Origin of the sequence: Winogradskyella litoriviva (assembly GCF_013249065.1) — a bacterium.
GTDB lineage: Bacteria > Bacteroidota > Bacteroidia > Flavobacteriales > Flavobacteriaceae > Winogradskyella > Winogradskyella litoriviva.
This window is the reverse complement of record NZ_JABRWQ010000004.1, coordinates 464,400-480,757: the sequence shown is the minus strand read 5'-3', so window position 1 is coordinate 480,757 and position 16,358 is coordinate 464,400. Positions and strand designations below refer to the sequence as shown.

The window sequence follows — 16,358 nt, the reverse complement described above, 5'->3', positions numbered from 1 at the left end:
CATAATTTGTTTTAAACATATAAACATATAATTTGAAATTAAAAGGAAACATCGTAGATATTCATAATAGAAGAATTTACAAAGGAGAAGTGACTATTAAAAATGGTAAAATTGAATCTATCATAGAAAAGGATTGCAAAGAAAATCATTTCATTTTACCAGGTTTTATAGATGCGCATATTCATATAGAGAGCTCTATGTTGGTGCCAAGTGAATTTGCTAAAATTGCTGTAAATCACGGAACAGTTGCTACCGTTTCTGACCCACACGAAATTGCCAATGTGCTTGGTGTTAAAGGAGTGGAGTTTATGATTAAAAACGGAAAGCAAACGCCTTTTAAATTCAATTTTGGGGCACCTTCTTGCGTGCCTGCAACTAGTTTTGAATCTGCAGGAGCTGTGATTGATTCTAACGATATTAAAACGTTATTAGAAAATCCAGATATAAAGTATTTGGCTGAAATGATGAATTATCCTGGAGTTATTTATGATGATGTCGAGGTGCTTAAGAAAATAGAATGGGCAAAATATTACAATAAGCCAGTTGATGGACATGCACCAGGATTGAGAGGTAATGATTTAACCAAATATATTTCGGCTGGTATTTCTACAGACCATGAGTGTTTTTCTTATGATGAAGGTTTAGAGAAGCTTCAAAAAGGGATGAAAGTGATTATTAGAGAGGGCAGTGCCGCTAAAAACTTTAATGCGCTTATCGATTTACTAGATACGCATTACGAGAATATGATGTTTTGTAGTGATGATAAGCATCCAGATGATTTATTGTTAGGACATATAAATGAAGTTTGTGCAAGAGCAGTTGCTAAAGGCATCGATGTTTTTAAAGTATTACAAGCCGCTTGTGTAAATCCTGTAAAGCACTACAATTTAGATGTAGGCTTATTGAATGTTGGCGACCATGCAGATTGTATTGTTGTACAAGATTTAAAAGATTTTAAAACGCTTCAAACGTATATTAATGGTGAATTGGTTTCAGATAATGGAATTTCTAAGATAAAACATGTTGAATTTGAAAATCTAAATAATTTCAACACCAATAAAAAAGAAGTTTCAGATTTTAGATTTGCATCTCAAACAAAAAAAATTAGAGTAATTGAATGTGTAGATGGTGAGTTAGTTACCAATGAACTTATTGAAGATGCAACGATTAAGGATGGGAACTTGGTTTCAAATACTAAAACAGATGTATTAAAAATGGTTGTAGTTAATCGTTATCAAAATGATGCACCAGCTATTGCATTTATTAAAAACTATGGACTAAAAGAAGGCGCAATAGCGAGTTCTGTTGGTCATGATTCTCATAATATCATTGCAGTAGGAGTTTCGGATGAAGCCATTTGTAAAGCTGTGAACTTGTTAATAGAAAATGAAGGCGGTATTTGTGCGGTTTCAGATTCTGAAGAAAAAGTAGTTGCGCTTCCTGTGGCTGGTATTATGAGTGATAAAAGCGCTGATGTTATAGGAAAACAGTATTCTGAATTAGACAAAATGGCTAAACAATTAGGAAGCAAGCTTCATGCACCATATATGAGTTTGTCTTTTATGGCCTTGTTAGTGATTCCTGCGCTAAAACTAAGTGACAAAGGGCTTTTTGATGGAGGTAAATTTGAATTTACTTCAGTTGAAGCTTAAAATCTATAAGTTTTGTGAATCTTTTTTTAATCTTAGATTTGTTTAAAATTATTAAAATATGAAAAAAGTATTTTTGATTTTGTCTTTTATTGTTTGCTATTGCAGTTATGGACAATTAATACCTACAGATAATGTAATCGTAGGTGGTGGTGGAGATTATACAAATCAGCCTTTTGTACCACAGGCTAAATTTTCGCGGACCCAAACTTTGTATTATCCTGATCAACTGAAGTTTCAAGGAGAAATAACAGGACTACGGTTTTATACGCCTTTTTCTAATTCTACAACATCACCTTCACCTAATACTAGTTTAGTTTTTAAAATTGGGCATACTACAAAAGAAGAGTTTGTATCTGGAGATGGTTTTATTCCAGATTCTGAATTAACAGAAATAGGTATTTCAACATATTATGCCAATGCCTATGAGTATATTGTGATATTTGATGAGTCTTTTAATTATAACGGAATAGATAATTTGGTAATAGACGTAGAAGACATTAATCCAGGTTACTCAACAAGTGCATTAGCGGGTTGGAGAGGTACGGAAAACTTTAATAATCCGCCAACGAGAAGTAGAGTGAGTATAACTGAAGAATTTAGTGATGGATCAACCTCTACATCAGTTTTATTACAAAATTCTTATGCGAAAACCCGTTTTGATGGTAATCTTGAGGAGTGTGAAACCTTATCTGTTACTAATATTGATAATGTAACAAATACCTCAGCAGAGTTTACTTTAAATGACAATTCTACTGCAAATCATTATAGATATGTTGTCACTGAATTGGGTGAAGAAATTCCAGAAACCTATGATATAACTAATGATCAAACGTTTTCAGTTTCAGAATTATTGCCATCTCAAGACTATTACATAAATGTTAAAACAGATTGCGATGCTTTTGGAGTAACCTCTGGTTATCGTAGTTATTATTTTAAAACTAGGCCAGATGCATTAACAGTTCCGTACACAATCGATTTTGAGTCAGATTTTCTTCGCGACTATGCAATACCTAGTTTTGGTGCCGAAATTAATACAGAAGCTGCTAATCTTAGTACAAACGGTTTAATGTTTTTTGGACCAGGTTATCCGCAATATCTTCAATGGGTAGATTATGGTGACCCTTTTGAAGAAAATACTGATTTTTTAAGAACTTTTTCTGTAGATGTAGATTTAACCCAAAATGCTATTAACCCATTGTTAAGGTTTGATATTAGCCAGACATCTGAAGCATATTTAAGAGTAAAAGTAAAACCTTATGCTGACGATAATATTTATACAGGAGTAGCGGAAGATTTTATATACAATGCAGCTTTTGATGATAATGAATTTAAAACTGTTTCAATAGATTTATCTGAATATGTTGGTGAAATCATTACAATAAAGCTAGAACATGTTAGTAAATCTTCAACAAGAAAAACCTATTTAGATAATATACAATTTATAGAAAACGATTGTGAAAATATATCAAATATATCTAGTATAGAATCAACAAATAGTATTTCAATTAATTGGGATTCTAATAGTAGTGAATCTTATGAGGTTATAGCGGCAGAATTTGAAGATAATGTTGGTGTAGATTATTTGCCAACAACAACTAATAGTTATGCATTCACAGACTTGTCATCAGCTACATCTTATAAGCTTTTTGTTAGGAATATTTGCGGTTTTTCTGCTTCGCCTTGGCAAAAAACATATACTACTACGGATCCAGAATTTTTACAGGTTGGATTTGATAATTATATTAACAATGAATCGTCTTTGGGTGAAAATTTGTTTGCTTTTATAAATAGTGAATCATCTAAAGCAGAATTTATTAATTATTTTTCTAATGAAAGGTTAATTCTCCATCAGCGAGATTCTAATGCAGAGTGGGTTGGAGGAGATGCAACAACAGAAGTACAAGCATGGAATGATAACAAAGATTTTTTAACAGGATTAAAATTTAAAATTGATGGAACAACTTTAGAAGAGGGTGAAGTAGATATTACTTTTAGGCAATTACATCACTATAGTTCTACACCTGCAAACTCATGGTTTAGAATCTTAATTAATGGTACTCAGTATGGACCTAGTTATAATCCAACTACTAGATATCAAGATCCATTAACTACGGTTAATATTGATTTACAGCCTTATTTAGGTGACGTTATTACATTTGAGTTACAACATGTTGGTAGAACAAAAGATTATTTTTCGTTGTCTGCAATAGGTGGAGATGGTGCTGTTGTTAGAAGAATTGCTTTTACAGGTAGTGTATTGTCTATTAGCGATGTAGAGTCTTCTTCTGTAGAACTTTATCCTAATCCTGCTTCAACACAAATATATATTAATGGATTAACAGGATTTAACCAAATAACCATTTTTGATGTTAATGGTAGAAGTTTGAAAACATTTCAATCTAAAAATTCATCTTTCGAATTAAACATTTCAGAATTTAACACAGGTATGTATTTTGCCGAAATTGAATCAGATGGTAAAAGTCAGATTTATAAATTTATTAAGCTTTAAGTTTTATAAATCAATAGTTTAAACCATCTAAAAACTAATACTAAATGATATTAAAAAGAATTTCCCTCTTACTAATAGTTTTTGTAATAATTATAAGTTGTACACCAGCTCAAGAAGCTTTAAATAAAGCTGCAAGAGAGATTAGAGGTGATGTAAATAAACCACAAACGGTTTCTTCAGTTTATAATGTAAAAGATTATTACACAAAGCAAGAAGTAATGATAGAAATGCGAGATGGTATAAAATTGCATACAACGATTTACGCACCAAAGGATACAACTAAAACGTATCCAATCTTAATGATGCGAACACCTTATAGTTGCAGACCGTATGGTGTAAATGAGTTTAAAAGTAAAATAGGTCCTAACAAATACCTCATGGAAGAAGGTAATATTATGGTTTACCAAGATGTACGTGGTCGTTGGAATAGTGAAGGGGTTTATGATAATATGAGAGCTTATATTCCTAACAAAACAGGAACACAAGTTGATGAAGCTAGTGATACTTATGATACTATTGAATGGCTAATTAAAAACACAGCAAATAATAATGGAAAGGTTGGCACTTATGGTATTTCTTATCCAGGATTTTATGCAACCTATTCTTTGTTAGATGCACATCCTGCTTTAAAAGCAGTTTCGCCTCAGGCTTGTATTGGTGATTTCTTTTTTGACGATTTTATTCATAATGGTGCTTTTTTACTGAGTTATTGGAGAGCAACATCGGTTTTTGGTTATATGAAAGAAACTCCAACAACGGAATCGTGGTACACCTTTCCTGATATTGGAACAGAAGATCAGCATCAATTTTTCTTAGACCATATGCCATTGCGTAAGCTTAATAAATTTTATGGTGAAGACAATGTGTTTATGGAGCAGTTAAAAACACATGTTACCTATGACGCGTTTTGGAAATCTCGTGGGATAATTCAACATTTAAAAGATATAAAACCTGCAACAATGATTGTAGGTGGTTTATTTGATGCTGAAGATTTATACGGACCATTTAATACCTATAAAAGTATAGAAAACAATAGCGACAATTATAATACAGTTGTTTTTGGACCATGGAGTCATGGTGATTGGGCAAGAAATAAAGAAAGACAAGTGGTTGGTAATATCCATTTTGGAGATAGTATTTCAGATTATTTTCAGAAAAATATTGAAACTAAATTCTTTAATCACTATTTAAAAGGTGAAGCTAATGGAAAAACTGATTTGCTAGAAGCCCAAATGTTTAATACAGGAACAAAACAATGGGAAACGTTTAAATCTTGGCCACCTGAAAATGTATATAAAGAAAGTTACTATATGCAGCCTTATGAGCGTTTGACAAAGCAACCAAATAAAATGTATGCGTCTTCAGATTTTTTAAGTGACCCTAAAAAGCCAGTACCATATACAGAAGATATTAAAGTTGGATTTACACCAAGAAAATTCATGACAGATGATCAGCGTTTTGCATCCAGACGGCCAGATGTGTTAACTTTTGAAACTGAAATTTTAGAGAATGATATAACCTTAGCAGGCGATATATTAGCAAAATTAAATGTTTCTACAACCGGAACAGCTGCAGATTGGATAGTAAAGGTTATTGATGTGTTTCCTGCAGATACAGAAAATACTGAGGATGTTCAAGATCATTTAAAACTTAGTAATTATCACATGATGGTTAGGAGTGAAGTCTTAAGAGGACGTTTTAGAAATAGTATGTCTAAGCCAGAGCCATTTGTGCCTAATGAAAAAACGGCAGTGAATTTAAAGTTGCAAGACGTGTTTCATACCTTTAAAAAGGGACATAAAATTCAAGTACAGGTACAAAGCACATTTTTTCCTTATATAGATGCAAATCCACAGACTTATGTCGATAATATTTTTGAAGCAAAGGAATCTGATTTTCAGAAACAAACGCATAAAGTTTATAATGATTCATCTATTGAGTTTACGCTATTGAAGTAGGTTTCTCGTTGAGTTACAAAGACGCAAAGCTTTCACGTAGCTGTTGCAATAATTTAAATAATGAATTTTCCCCTTTGGGGAATTAAAGGGGCTTATTTATGCCAGTAATAGAATCAACCTACAAACCACCATTTTGGGCAAAGACAAGTTTTGTCTCAACCGTATTCTCGGGTTTAGCAAGAAAAGTTGAAGGTATTGAGCAAACTAGAGAACGAATAACGTTACCAGATACTGATTTTATTGATTTAGACTGGAGTTATGCGGAACAAAAATCAAATAAAGCGATTATTCTATTACATGGGTTAGAGGGTAGTGCGCAACGACCATATATAAAAGGCACTGCAAAACTCTTTAATGATAATGGTATTGATGCAGTTGGTGTAAATTTTAGAGGCTGCAGTGGTGAACCTAATTTGTTATTTAGGAGTTACCATTCTGGTGCCACAGAAGATTTAGATGCTGTTATAAAGCATGTTTTGTCAAAAGGTATTTATGATGAAATATATATAAAAGGCATTAGTCTTGGTGCTAATATGGTTTTAAAATATGTTGGAGAAGGAAATGATTTACCAAGTGAGTTGAAAGCAGTAATAGCCATTTCTACACCTTGTGATTTAAAAGGCTCTTGTGACGAATTACTAAGTTTAAAGAATAAGCATTATGCTATTCGGTTTTTAGAACATTTAAAAGATAAATTGAAACCTAAATTAGTACAATTTCCTAATAGTATATCAGTTACGGATTTAAAGTCAATTAAGACTTTAATTGATTTTGACCATGTATACACCTCAAAAGCGCATGGTTTTAAGGATGCTTTTGATTATTATGAGAAAGCCAGTTGTTTACAATTTCTGCCAAATGTTAAGGTGCCGTCACTAATAATTAATGCCCTTAATGATTCGTTTTTATCGGCAGAATGTTATCCTGTAAAAGAAGCTAAACAGAATTCAAATCTCTTTTTAGAAATGCCAAAATATGGAGGGCATGTTGGGTTTATAGGAAAAAACAATGTGTATTATAACGAAAAACGGGCTTTGGATTTTGTGAATGGGCTTCTTTGAGTAAAAATCTTTTCATAACTTTAAAATCATATAAATCAATTAACATGAAACACCTCAAATCATTTCAAAACAAAATTGTATTGAAATCCTTTTCTGTAAAGTCTATTTTAGGAATTGCTTTCATAGCAATGGTATTAGTGTCTTGCAATAGCTTAAAAACAGCCGTCTTTGACCAATATTCTTATCAACAAGCCATTTCTATTAAAGTGGAAAGTCTTAATTTAATGGATGAAGCTTTAGCTCTTTACACTGAGCATGAGTCAGATGTGGAGACACTTCAATTAGATCTTCAGAAAATGGTAGAGTACGAAAAGAACAAGCCAGACAATGAAGTCAGTTATGCTATGTGGAAAACTATAGCTAATAAAGACCGTAATTTATTAACAGGATTTCTAAAGCGTTGGAAAGAAAAAAATCAATTGTCTCAGGTTTTTATAAATGAGGCAAAAATTCAGGTTTCAGAAGCTATAGATCTTATAATTAAGTATGAAGCCAATAAAAATAAAACTAACGAGACCAATATTCTTAACTTTTTAAGCATTGATTAATTATGGATATAGAAGAATTATTAAAACTATTAAAAGAAGAATTACTGTTGGTTTTAGGTGAGAGTTATGGTGATTATAAAAAAGAAACTAAAGCAGACGTCGAGGCATTTTTAACGTTGTCTAAAGTTAAACTAGAACGTTGGACAAAGTTATTACAAGCAGGAGAATTAACTGTTGAGGATTATAAATGGTTGTTAGGAAGCCAAAAAGATTTATTAATTTTAAACGCACTTTATCAAGCTGGTGTTTCAAAACTACGATTGGGTCATTTAAAAAATAAAATTATTAAAACTATCGTCAATACGGTAATTACTGTTGTGATTTAACTGGTTATCAGGTAATTTCTGTATTTCAATTTTTTTATAAACGAATTATTTCTATTTTTAAAGAAATAACAATTCATGCTTAAAAAAGTTTTTGCCAGTGCCGTTTTTGGTGTGGAAGCTTCAACCATCACTGTTGAAGTTAATGTAGATAAAGGTGTTGGTTATCATTTAGTCGGACTTCCAGATAATGCTATCAAAGAAAGTAATTACAGAATAGCAGCAGCACTTCAGAATAACGGTTACAGAATTCCAGGTAAAAAGATTACTATTAATATGGCACCTGCCGATTTGCGTAAAGAAGGTTCTGCGTATGATTTGACTTTAGCTATAGGAATTTTGTCCGCATCAAATCAAATTAAAGCTGAAAATTTAGAGGATTACCTTATTATGGGAGAATTATCCTTAGATGGAAGCTTACAGCCATTTAAAGGTGCTTTGCCAATAGCAGTTAAAGCAAGAGAAGAAGGTTTTAAACATATTATTCTACCAATTCAGAATGCAAAAGAAGCCGCGATAGTTGATGATTTAAAGGTTTTTGGTGTAGAGAACATTATGCAGGTCATTAATCATTTTGATAATGGTGAACCTTTGGAGCAAACTATCATTAATACTAGAGAAGAATTTTATAAAAATCTCGATTTCCCAGAATTTGATTTTGCAGATGTAAAAGGGCAAGAATCTATAAAGCGTTGTATGGAAATTGCAGCCGCAGGAGGACATAATATTATTTTAATTGGTCCACCAGGTTCTGGTAAAACGATGCTAGCAAAACGATTACCAAGTATTTTGCCACCAATGACCTTACATGAGGCGTTAGAAACCACTAAGATTCATTCTGTTGTTGGTCGCGTAAAAGCACATGCAGGGCTAATGGCACAACGTCCATTTAGAAGTCCTCACCACACAATAAGCAACGTAGCACTTGTTGGAGGTGGAAGTTATCCGCAACCAGGTGAAATCTCCTTATCTCATAATGGTGTTTTGTTTTTAGATGAATTACCAGAATTTAAACGCGAAGTCTTGGAAGTAATGCGTCAACCTTTAGAAGATAGGGAAGTCACTATTTCTAGAGCAAAATTCACGGTTACTTATCCATCGTCATTCATGTTAGTGGCAAGCATGAATCCAAGTCCTAGTGGTTATTTTAATGATCCAGATGCACCGATAACCTCTTCTCCTGCGGAAATGCAACGTTATATGGGTAAAATTTCTGGGCCGTTATTAGATCGTATTGATATCCATATAGAAGTAACGCCTGTACCATTTGAAAAACTAGCAGATGAACAGTATGCAGAGTCTTCAGTGGACATAAGAAAACGAGTTACTAAAGCTAGAGAAAAACAAACGGAACGTTTTAAGGATTTAGAAAATATTCATTACAATGCGCAAATGAATACTAAACAAATTAGAAAATATTGTAAATTAGAAGAAACGTCTCTTCAATTATTAAAATCAGCTATGGAACGCCTAAATTTATCCGCAAGAGCATACGATAGAATTCTTAAAGTTTCGCGTACAATTGCAGATTTAGAAGGGTCTAAAGATATTTTGGGAAGCCACATTAGTGAAGCGATACAATACAGAAGTTTAGATAGAGAAGGTTGGTTGGGTTAATTTTTTTTCAATTTACTGCAACCTTTTGTGTTTTTTTCATCTTATTAATAAACAATAATCATGAAAAACAAAATTTTACCCTTAGTACTAGTTGTAATTTTATGTTTACAACTCACAAATTGTAATACAGATGACGATAATAACGAGCTTATAGATCCTGTTGCTGTAACAGTGCCTGTTGTTAAGTCTAAAACAGAAGTGCGTAACTCAATTGCGATAATGAGTGCTCAACCTACAAATTCTGATGGTAAAATATATGTCTATGATGATTTCCTTTTTTATATCGCTCAGAATTCTGGAATTCACGTATTTAATAATCAAAACCCTGTATCTCCACAAAATATTGCCTTTATACAATTAGAAGGCGTGCATGATATTTCTATAAAAAATGATATTCTGTATGCAGACAATTTTATGGATTTAGTAGTGTTTGATATTAGTAATATAACTGATATACAAATTGTTAATGTGGAGGAGGATATGTTATTGTTTAACCCTGAATTTCCAGAAGATTCTATGTATTATCAGTATAATACTTACCCGTCAAACGAGAATGAGTTTATATCAGAATATACTACAGTTTATATGGAAAGAGCTGAGGTGGAGAATGATTTAGAGATTTACTGGAGTACAATTTCAATTTTTGAAAGTGATGCTCTTGCATTTAATGCAGGTGTAAATATTGGTACAGGAGGATCTTATGCAAAGTTTCAGATTTTTAATGACGCATTATACACGTTAGATGATTATAAGTTAAATACTTTTGATATTTCTGATTATAATTCTATTTCTCTAGTATCTGAGACTTGGCTAGGTGGCTGGTTTGGTGGTGTGTTAGAAACTACCTTTATTCTAAAAGAAAATTTATTTATTGGTGCAACTGATGGTATGCATATTGTTAGTTTGGTAGATGAGCTAAATCCAACTTATTTGTCATCTTTTACGCATGGTACAGGCTGTGATCCTGTAGTTGCAGAAGATTATACTGCTTATATAACCATAAGAGGAGGAAATCCATGTGGTGCAATAGAAGATCAAATTAATGTAATCGATATTACAGATATAACTATGCCTACAGAACATTCTACTTACTTTTTATCTAGTCCATATGGTTTAGGGATAAAAGATCAGATATTATATGTGTGTAATGACGATGGTCTAAATGTTTTTAATGCTCAAAACCCAAACCAAATAGTTTTAGAAAACACTTATGAATCTACAACTAAAGATGTAATACCATTACCATCTCACTTAATTGCAGTAGGAGAAAATGTTATTTATCAATATAATTATGTTGATAACTTTGGTTTAGAGCTGATTAGTACAATTCAGTTCTAAAATAAAGTAACATTAAATTTAAAAGGTATATCGCCTTTATATTAGCTAATATCTTCAGTAGTTTAATTATGTGAATTATAATTTAAAAATCATCATAAGTCTATAGATTAGTATCAATTTGGATAAAGAACTACAAATAATCATTAAAAAATGTGTTAAGAATGATAGGAAAGGGCAACGTGAATTATATACGTTACTATCTCCAGTATTGTACGGAATTTGTCTAAAATATATGAAGAATAAAACAGAGGCAGACGATGTTTTTCAAGACGCCTTTATTATTCTGTTTCAAAAGATAAATCAATATAAATTTGAAGGAAGTTTTGAAGGTTGGGCAAAACGTATTTTTGTAAATGAAGCTTTAGAGGTTTTAAGAAAAAAACAACGTCGATTACACGTAGCAATTGAAAATTCTAACCTAAACAATTCTGTGGAGGACAAAATAGAAGAGCCTTGTCTTATGGTCTCTCACGATAAGCTTTTAAAGCATATACAGCAATTACCAGATAATTACAGAATGATATTTAACCTCTATGTTTTTGAAGGTTATAGTCATAAAGCTATAGCTAATAAATTAAATATGGCAGCAGGAACCTCAAAATCCTTGTTAAGTAGGGCTAAAAGTATGCTGAGGACAAAAATTAATGAAGAATTAAATAAGAACGCATCATGAAGAAAGATGATATAGAAGATTTATATAGCGAACTAGAAGGGTTCTCCAAAGCACCTCCTGAGGAGTTGTGGGATAATATTGAGGCTAAACTACATCCTGAAAAAAAGAAAAGGCGTTTATTGATTTTTTGGGGTTCTTCAGCTGCGGTATTAGTTCTTTTTATTGGGTATTTTTTTACAAATTTGTTTGAAAATGATCGTAATTCTATAAACATAATTACAGATGTAGAACAATCTATTGAGAGTGAAGAACCTATTAGATCAAATCAAGAAACAATTAAAACTGCGGTAAGTACAACATATAATAATACTAATAAGGATTCTTTAACAGAGCAACTTAGCGTTGAGAAAGAAACATTAAGTAATGAAAAGTTTAAGAGGCTATTAACAGAGGGAAATAAAAAATCAAAATTTAATAAAAATCAAAATCAACTTACTAGCACTAATAATCAATTATTGCAAATCGAAGAAGATAATACCGGAGAATTAAAGAATGTGCTTGATTTAAAAAATGGAAACGATGTTAATGAAATCTACAAGTTCACTAACAAATATTCTAAAAACGCAATAAATAAAAATGTTATTAAAGAAGCGGATGACAAGATTAATAACGAATTAGAAATAAAGAATAAAGCTCTAATTAAATTTAAGAAAGAAAAAATAATTGTGAGTAATGATTCTGCAAGTAAGGTTAATAATACAGGTGTTTTAGATTTAAGTACTGCAATTATAGCTGAAAACGAAAATGTAAATGATAGTACGCAAGCTGTAAATAAGAACTTAAAATGGTCCGTAGAAGTTTTGGGAGGTTTGGCGAATACTAGTTCTGAGTCGTCTATTCAGAATACATCAATAAATACAGCATCTCAAAATGACTTTGTATATGCTCTAAAGGTCGGTTATGCTTTATCAAATAGACTTGTTGTAAAATCTGGGATTGGTAAGAATATATTAGGTCAAAAAATAAGTAATATTAACTACACAAGTACAAGTGTTTCTTTTTCAGGAGGTAATGCTCTTAGTATTGTAAATAATCCGGACATATTATTTTTATTAACAGAGACGTCTTTTAACGATACGTCTACAATAGAAGGATTTTCAGAAGAGGGTACTTTACAGCAGCAATTTGGATATGTTCAGGTGCCTTTAGAATTTTCATATAATTTATTGAAGGCTAAAAAAATTGATTTATCAGTTGGTTTTGGTGGCAATGTAAATTTTTTAACAGATAATAGAGTTTTTATTGATAATGAACGGATAGGAGAGAGTTTAGGTGCAAATAGCACCATTTTTGGAGCAACAATGAACTCTACTATTTCGTATAGCTTGGCGAAAAAAACAATTCTGTTTTTAGAGCCTAGTTATAATTATTTCGAAAAACCAGTAGATAATATCAACCAATCCTTTAAAAACACCCAATTTAGAGCATTGTTTGGATTGCGATATAAGTTTTAAATTTAAAAATACCTTATTCAGTTTTGAAAATAACAGGTTACGCTGTAGCAAATATGTTCTAGAGTTATATTTCTTACTTTGGTTTTCATATTAATTGTCATCTAGTATATTATTGTATTTTTACTAGATACTAAAGCTATTTTTATGACCAAATACTGTATTATTTTTATTCTTACATTCATATTATTAAGTTGTAACACATCTGAGGAAAAAAAAGGCAAATTAAAAGATAGTGCTATTGTAGAGGCTGTTGAGGTTCCGGTTTTAAACCTACAACAAGCAAATCATTTAGCACAATTACCTATTAACTGTATTAATACAGAATATCCAAATAAACTCAATCAAACCATTGGTAATGTATCTGATTTAAAAACACCTAGCCAACTACATCCTGCGTTTTATGGATGTTTCGATTGGCATTCTGCTGTTCATGGGCATTGGAGTTTAGTGTCGCTTTTAAAACAGTTTCCAAATTTGGAGAATAAAGCTGAAATACAACAAAAGCTTCTGTATAATATTTCAAAAGAAAACATAACTCAGGAATTGTTGTATTTTAAGGGTGAACACAATAAGTCTTTCGAAAGAACATACGGTTGGGCTTGGTTGTTAAAACTAGCCGAAGAGTTACATACTTGGGATAGTGCAGTTGCTAAAGAGTTAGAAGCTAACTTACAGCCATTAACAGATTTAATTGTTGGGAAGTATATTGAGTTTTTACCAAAATTAAAATATCCTATTCGTGTTGGTGAACATCCTAATACAGCTTTTGGGATGAGTTTTGCGTATGATTATGCTATAACTGTTAATAATGAAGAATTGGCTATGTTAATAACAAAACGTGCAAAATATTTTTTTGAAGATGACCAAAATTGTCCGATAGAATGGGAGCCAAGTGGCTTCGATTTTCTATCTCCTTGTTTGGAGGAGGCTGCTTTAATGAAGCGCGTCTTAGACCATGCTGATTTTAATGTATGGATTAACGATTTTTTACCAGAACTAAATGATGAAACTTTTGATTGGTCGGTAGGCGAAGTTTCAGACAGAACCGATGGCAAGCTAGTACATCTAGATGGCGTAAATTTTTCTAGAGCATGGAGCTTAAATTATATAGCACAAGATTTACCTGAGTTTAAACATTTAAAAAACTTAGCTAATAAACACATCAATTATTCTTTACCAAGTATTGTTGGTGATAGTTATGAAGGTGGTCATTGGTTAGGGAGTTTTGCTATTTATGCATTGAATTCCATTGGTAAATGATAACAAAGTTTTTTAAAAATATTGGTCCAGGTCCATTAATTGCTGCTGCATTTATTGGTCCTGGTACAGTAACAGTTTGCACTTTAGCAGGTGTTAATTTTGGCTATGCTCTTTTGTGGGCTATGGCATTGTCTATTTTTGCAACTATTGTATTACAAGAAATGGCAGCTAGATTAGGTATAGTGGCTCAAAAAGGATTGTCTGAAATTATTAGAGAAGAAATAAAACATCCTGTTGTTAAGGTGTTGGCAATTTTACTAATACTAAGTGCAATTGTAATTGGAAATGCTGCATACGAAGCCGGAAACATTAGTGGAGGCGCCTTAGGTGTGGAAGCTATTGTTGGCAGTATAGTGTGGGAAATAGGACGCCTAAAACTCAATGTGATGAGTTTAATTATTGGAGCAATAGCCTTTATTTTACTTTACATAGGAAGTTATAAAATGCTAGAAAAAATCTTCGTGTTTTTAGTGATATTAATGAGTTTTGCATTTATAGCTACAGCTATTATTACCAAACCTAATTTTATAGAAATTGTTAAAGGTGTTTTTATCCCTAAAGCACCTGTTGGTAGTGTTTTATCTGTTATAGCTCTTATAGGCACAACGGTAGTGCCATATAATATTTTTTTGCATGCTTCTTTGGCAAAAACAAAGTGGAGTGACAAGACAGATTTAAAACTCGCTAAAAAGGATACTTTAGTTGCTGTTGTTTTAGGAGGAATTGTTTCAATGTGTATCATCATTGCAGCCTCAGCTATACAGAAAGAAACTATTGAAAATGCGTCGGATTTAGCATTAGGATTAGAACCGTTGTTTGGTCGTTTTGCAAAATACTTTTTAGCAATAGGATTATTTGCAGCCGGAATAACAAGTGCAATTACAGCTCCTTTAGCTGCGTCCTTTGTAACGAGTGGTTGCTTGGGTTGGGATGCTGATTTAAAATCTAAAAAATTTAAAGCGGTTTGGATATCAATTGTGTTATTAGGTGTTATTTTTTCTAGTAGTGGTTTTAAATCTATTGAGATTATACAATTTGCACAAGTAGCAAATGGCTTATTACTGCCTATTATAGCTGGTTTTTTACTTTGGATAATGAATAAATCATCAGTTTTAGGAACTTATAAAAATACTAAACTTCAGAATCTCTTAGGGCTTATTATTTTAGTAATCACAATCTTTTTAGGCTTAAAAGGGATATTAAGCGTGTTTAATTTGTTGTAATATGGATAATTATACCATTGATATAAATGCGGATGTTGGAGAGGGAATTGGGAATGAAAACGATTTAATGCCATTTCTATCTTCTTGTAATATAGCTTGTGGTGGACATGTAGGCGATGAGGTAAGCATGATTAATACCATTAAACTTGCAAAACAATACAAGGTTAAAATAGGAGCGCATCCTTCTTTTCCTGATAAAGATAATTTTGGCAGACATATTATGGAAATGTCAGACAATACATTGTTTAAAAGTCTATTGTGTCAAGTTTTAAAATTAAAATCAATTGTTGAAACAGAAGGTTTGCTCTTGCATCATATTAAGCCTCATGGAGCATTATATAATTTGGCGGCAAAAGATAAAGTTACAGCAAAAGTGATTATTGATGTAGTTAAAGAATTAGCTTTACCTATAAAGTTATATGCACCTTTTAATTCTGTAATAGCAAAACAGGCAAAAAGGGAAGGGATTAAAGTGGCTTATGAGGCTTTTGCAGACCGAAATTACAATGATGATTTGTCTTTGGTTTCACGTCAAAAAAGCAATGCTATATTGCATTCAAAAGAAGCAGCTTTGAATCATGTTTTAGGTATTATAAAACATCAAAAAATAACGTCTATAAATAGAGTAGATGTGATGTTAAAAGCAACAACGATTTGCGTACATGGTGACACCGAAAATGCACTAGAAATTTTAAGCTATTTAGCGACTAATTTAGAAATTAATAATATTAAAATTCGATAA

At 31.9% G+C, this 16,358-nt stretch carries 13 protein-coding genes; all 13 read left to right on the top strand.

Translation table 11 applies throughout. The annotated features are described in order from the left end of the window. Window positions 1–32: 32 nt before the first annotated feature. Entirely contained in the window at window positions 33–1,652 is a 1,620-nt protein-coding gene (ade, locus tag HNV10_RS11095; RefSeq protein ID WP_173301420.1) for an adenine deaminase, read from the top strand. Between the two features lie 58 nt (window positions 1,653–1,710). After that, window positions 1,711–4,161, top strand: coding sequence for a T9SS type A sorting domain-containing protein (locus HNV10_RS11090; RefSeq protein ID WP_173301419.1), 2,451 nt, complete (start codon window positions 1,711–1,713; stop codon window positions 4,159–4,161). A 44-nt stretch (window positions 4,162–4,205) separates the two neighbouring features. Continuing rightward, a complete protein-coding gene (locus HNV10_RS11085; protein ID WP_173301418.1) occupies window positions 4,206–6,119 on the top strand; it encodes a CocE/NonD family hydrolase in 1,914 nt (637 codons plus the stop codon). Between the two features lie 98 nt (window positions 6,120–6,217). After that, window positions 6,218–7,180: a YheT family hydrolase gene (locus tag HNV10_RS11080; protein WP_173301417.1), complete on the top strand. Its 963-nt coding sequence runs from the start codon at window positions 6,218–6,220 to the stop codon at window positions 7,178–7,180. Window positions 7,181–7,224: 44 nt separating this feature from the next. Continuing rightward, window positions 7,225–7,728 (top strand): hypothetical protein, encoded by a 504-nt coding sequence (locus tag HNV10_RS11075; protein WP_173301416.1) that lies wholly within the window; start codon window positions 7,225–7,227, stop codon window positions 7,726–7,728. Window positions 7,729–7,730: 2 nt separating this feature from the next. After that, window positions 7,731–8,054, top strand: coding sequence for a hypothetical protein (locus HNV10_RS11070; protein ID WP_173301415.1), 324 nt, complete (start codon window positions 7,731–7,733; stop codon window positions 8,052–8,054). Between the two features lie 75 nt (window positions 8,055–8,129). Continuing rightward, window positions 8,130–9,668 carry a YifB family Mg chelatase-like AAA ATPase gene (locus HNV10_RS11065; protein WP_173301414.1) on the top strand — a complete coding sequence of 513 codons (1,539 nt, stop codon included), beginning with the start codon at window positions 8,130–8,132 and terminating at the stop codon, window positions 9,666–9,668. A gap of 60 nt (window positions 9,669–9,728) precedes the next feature. Next, on the top strand, window positions 9,729–11,006 hold the full coding sequence (locus HNV10_RS11060) for an LVIVD repeat-containing protein (protein WP_173301413.1): 1,278 nt from the start codon (window positions 9,729–9,731) through the stop codon (window positions 11,004–11,006). A 118-nt stretch (window positions 11,007–11,124) separates the two neighbouring features. Further along, window positions 11,125–11,679: an RNA polymerase sigma factor gene (locus HNV10_RS11055; protein ID WP_173301412.1), complete on the top strand. Its 555-nt coding sequence runs from the start codon at window positions 11,125–11,127 to the stop codon at window positions 11,677–11,679. Further along, window positions 11,676–13,133, top strand: coding sequence for a hypothetical protein (locus tag HNV10_RS11050; protein WP_173301411.1), 1,458 nt, complete (start codon window positions 11,676–11,678; stop codon window positions 13,131–13,133). The genes HNV10_RS11055 and HNV10_RS11050 overlap by 4 nt, the downstream gene beginning before the upstream one ends. 144 nt (window positions 13,134–13,277) lie before the next feature. Then, complete coding sequence (locus tag HNV10_RS11045) at window positions 13,278–14,393, top strand: DUF2891 domain-containing protein (RefSeq protein ID WP_173301410.1); 1,116 nt, start codon at window positions 13,278–13,280, stop codon at window positions 14,391–14,393. Then, window positions 14,390–15,616, top strand: a complete 1,227-nt coding sequence (locus tag HNV10_RS11040) for an Nramp family divalent metal transporter (protein WP_173301409.1) — start codon at window positions 14,390–14,392, stop codon at window positions 15,614–15,616. The genes HNV10_RS11045 and HNV10_RS11040 overlap by 4 nt, the downstream gene beginning before the upstream one ends. Before the next feature lies 1 nt (window position 15,617). Next, on the top strand, window positions 15,618–16,358 hold the full coding sequence (gene pxpA / locus HNV10_RS11035; RefSeq protein ID WP_173301408.1) for a 5-oxoprolinase subunit PxpA: 741 nt from the start codon (window positions 15,618–15,620) through the stop codon (window positions 16,356–16,358).

Excerpts from the sequence above, each read along its gene's own strand:
- HNV10_RS11090 (WP_173301419.1), top strand. The coding sequence starts at position 1,711 with ATGAAAAAAGTATTTTTGATTTTGTCTTTTATTGTTTGCTATTGCAGT.
- HNV10_RS11085 (WP_173301418.1), top strand. The coding sequence starts at position 4,206 with ATGATATTAAAAAGAATTTCCCTCTTACTAATAGTTTTTGTAATAATT.
- HNV10_RS11080 (WP_173301417.1), top strand. The coding sequence starts at position 6,218 with ATGCCAGTAATAGAATCAACCTACAAACCACCATTTTGGGCAAAGACA.
- HNV10_RS11075 (WP_173301416.1), top strand. The coding sequence starts at position 7,225 with ATGAAACACCTCAAATCATTTCAAAACAAAATTGTATTGAAATCCTTT.
- HNV10_RS11070 (WP_173301415.1), top strand. The coding sequence starts at position 7,731 with ATGGATATAGAAGAATTATTAAAACTATTAAAAGAAGAATTACTGTTG.
- HNV10_RS11065 (WP_173301414.1), top strand. The coding sequence starts at position 8,130 with ATGCTTAAAAAAGTTTTTGCCAGTGCCGTTTTTGGTGTGGAAGCTTCA.
- HNV10_RS11060 (WP_173301413.1), top strand. The coding sequence starts at position 9,729 with ATGAAAAACAAAATTTTACCCTTAGTACTAGTTGTAATTTTATGTTTA.
- HNV10_RS11050 (WP_173301411.1), top strand. The coding sequence starts at position 11,676 with ATGAAGAAAGATGATATAGAAGATTTATATAGCGAACTAGAAGGGTTC.
- HNV10_RS11045 (WP_173301410.1), top strand. The coding sequence starts at position 13,278 with ATGACCAAATACTGTATTATTTTTATTCTTACATTCATATTATTAAGT.
- HNV10_RS11040 (WP_173301409.1), top strand. The coding sequence starts at position 14,390 with ATGATAACAAAGTTTTTTAAAAATATTGGTCCAGGTCCATTAATTGCT.
- pxpA (WP_173301408.1), top strand. The coding sequence starts at position 15,618 with ATGGATAATTATACCATTGATATAAATGCGGATGTTGGAGAGGGAATT.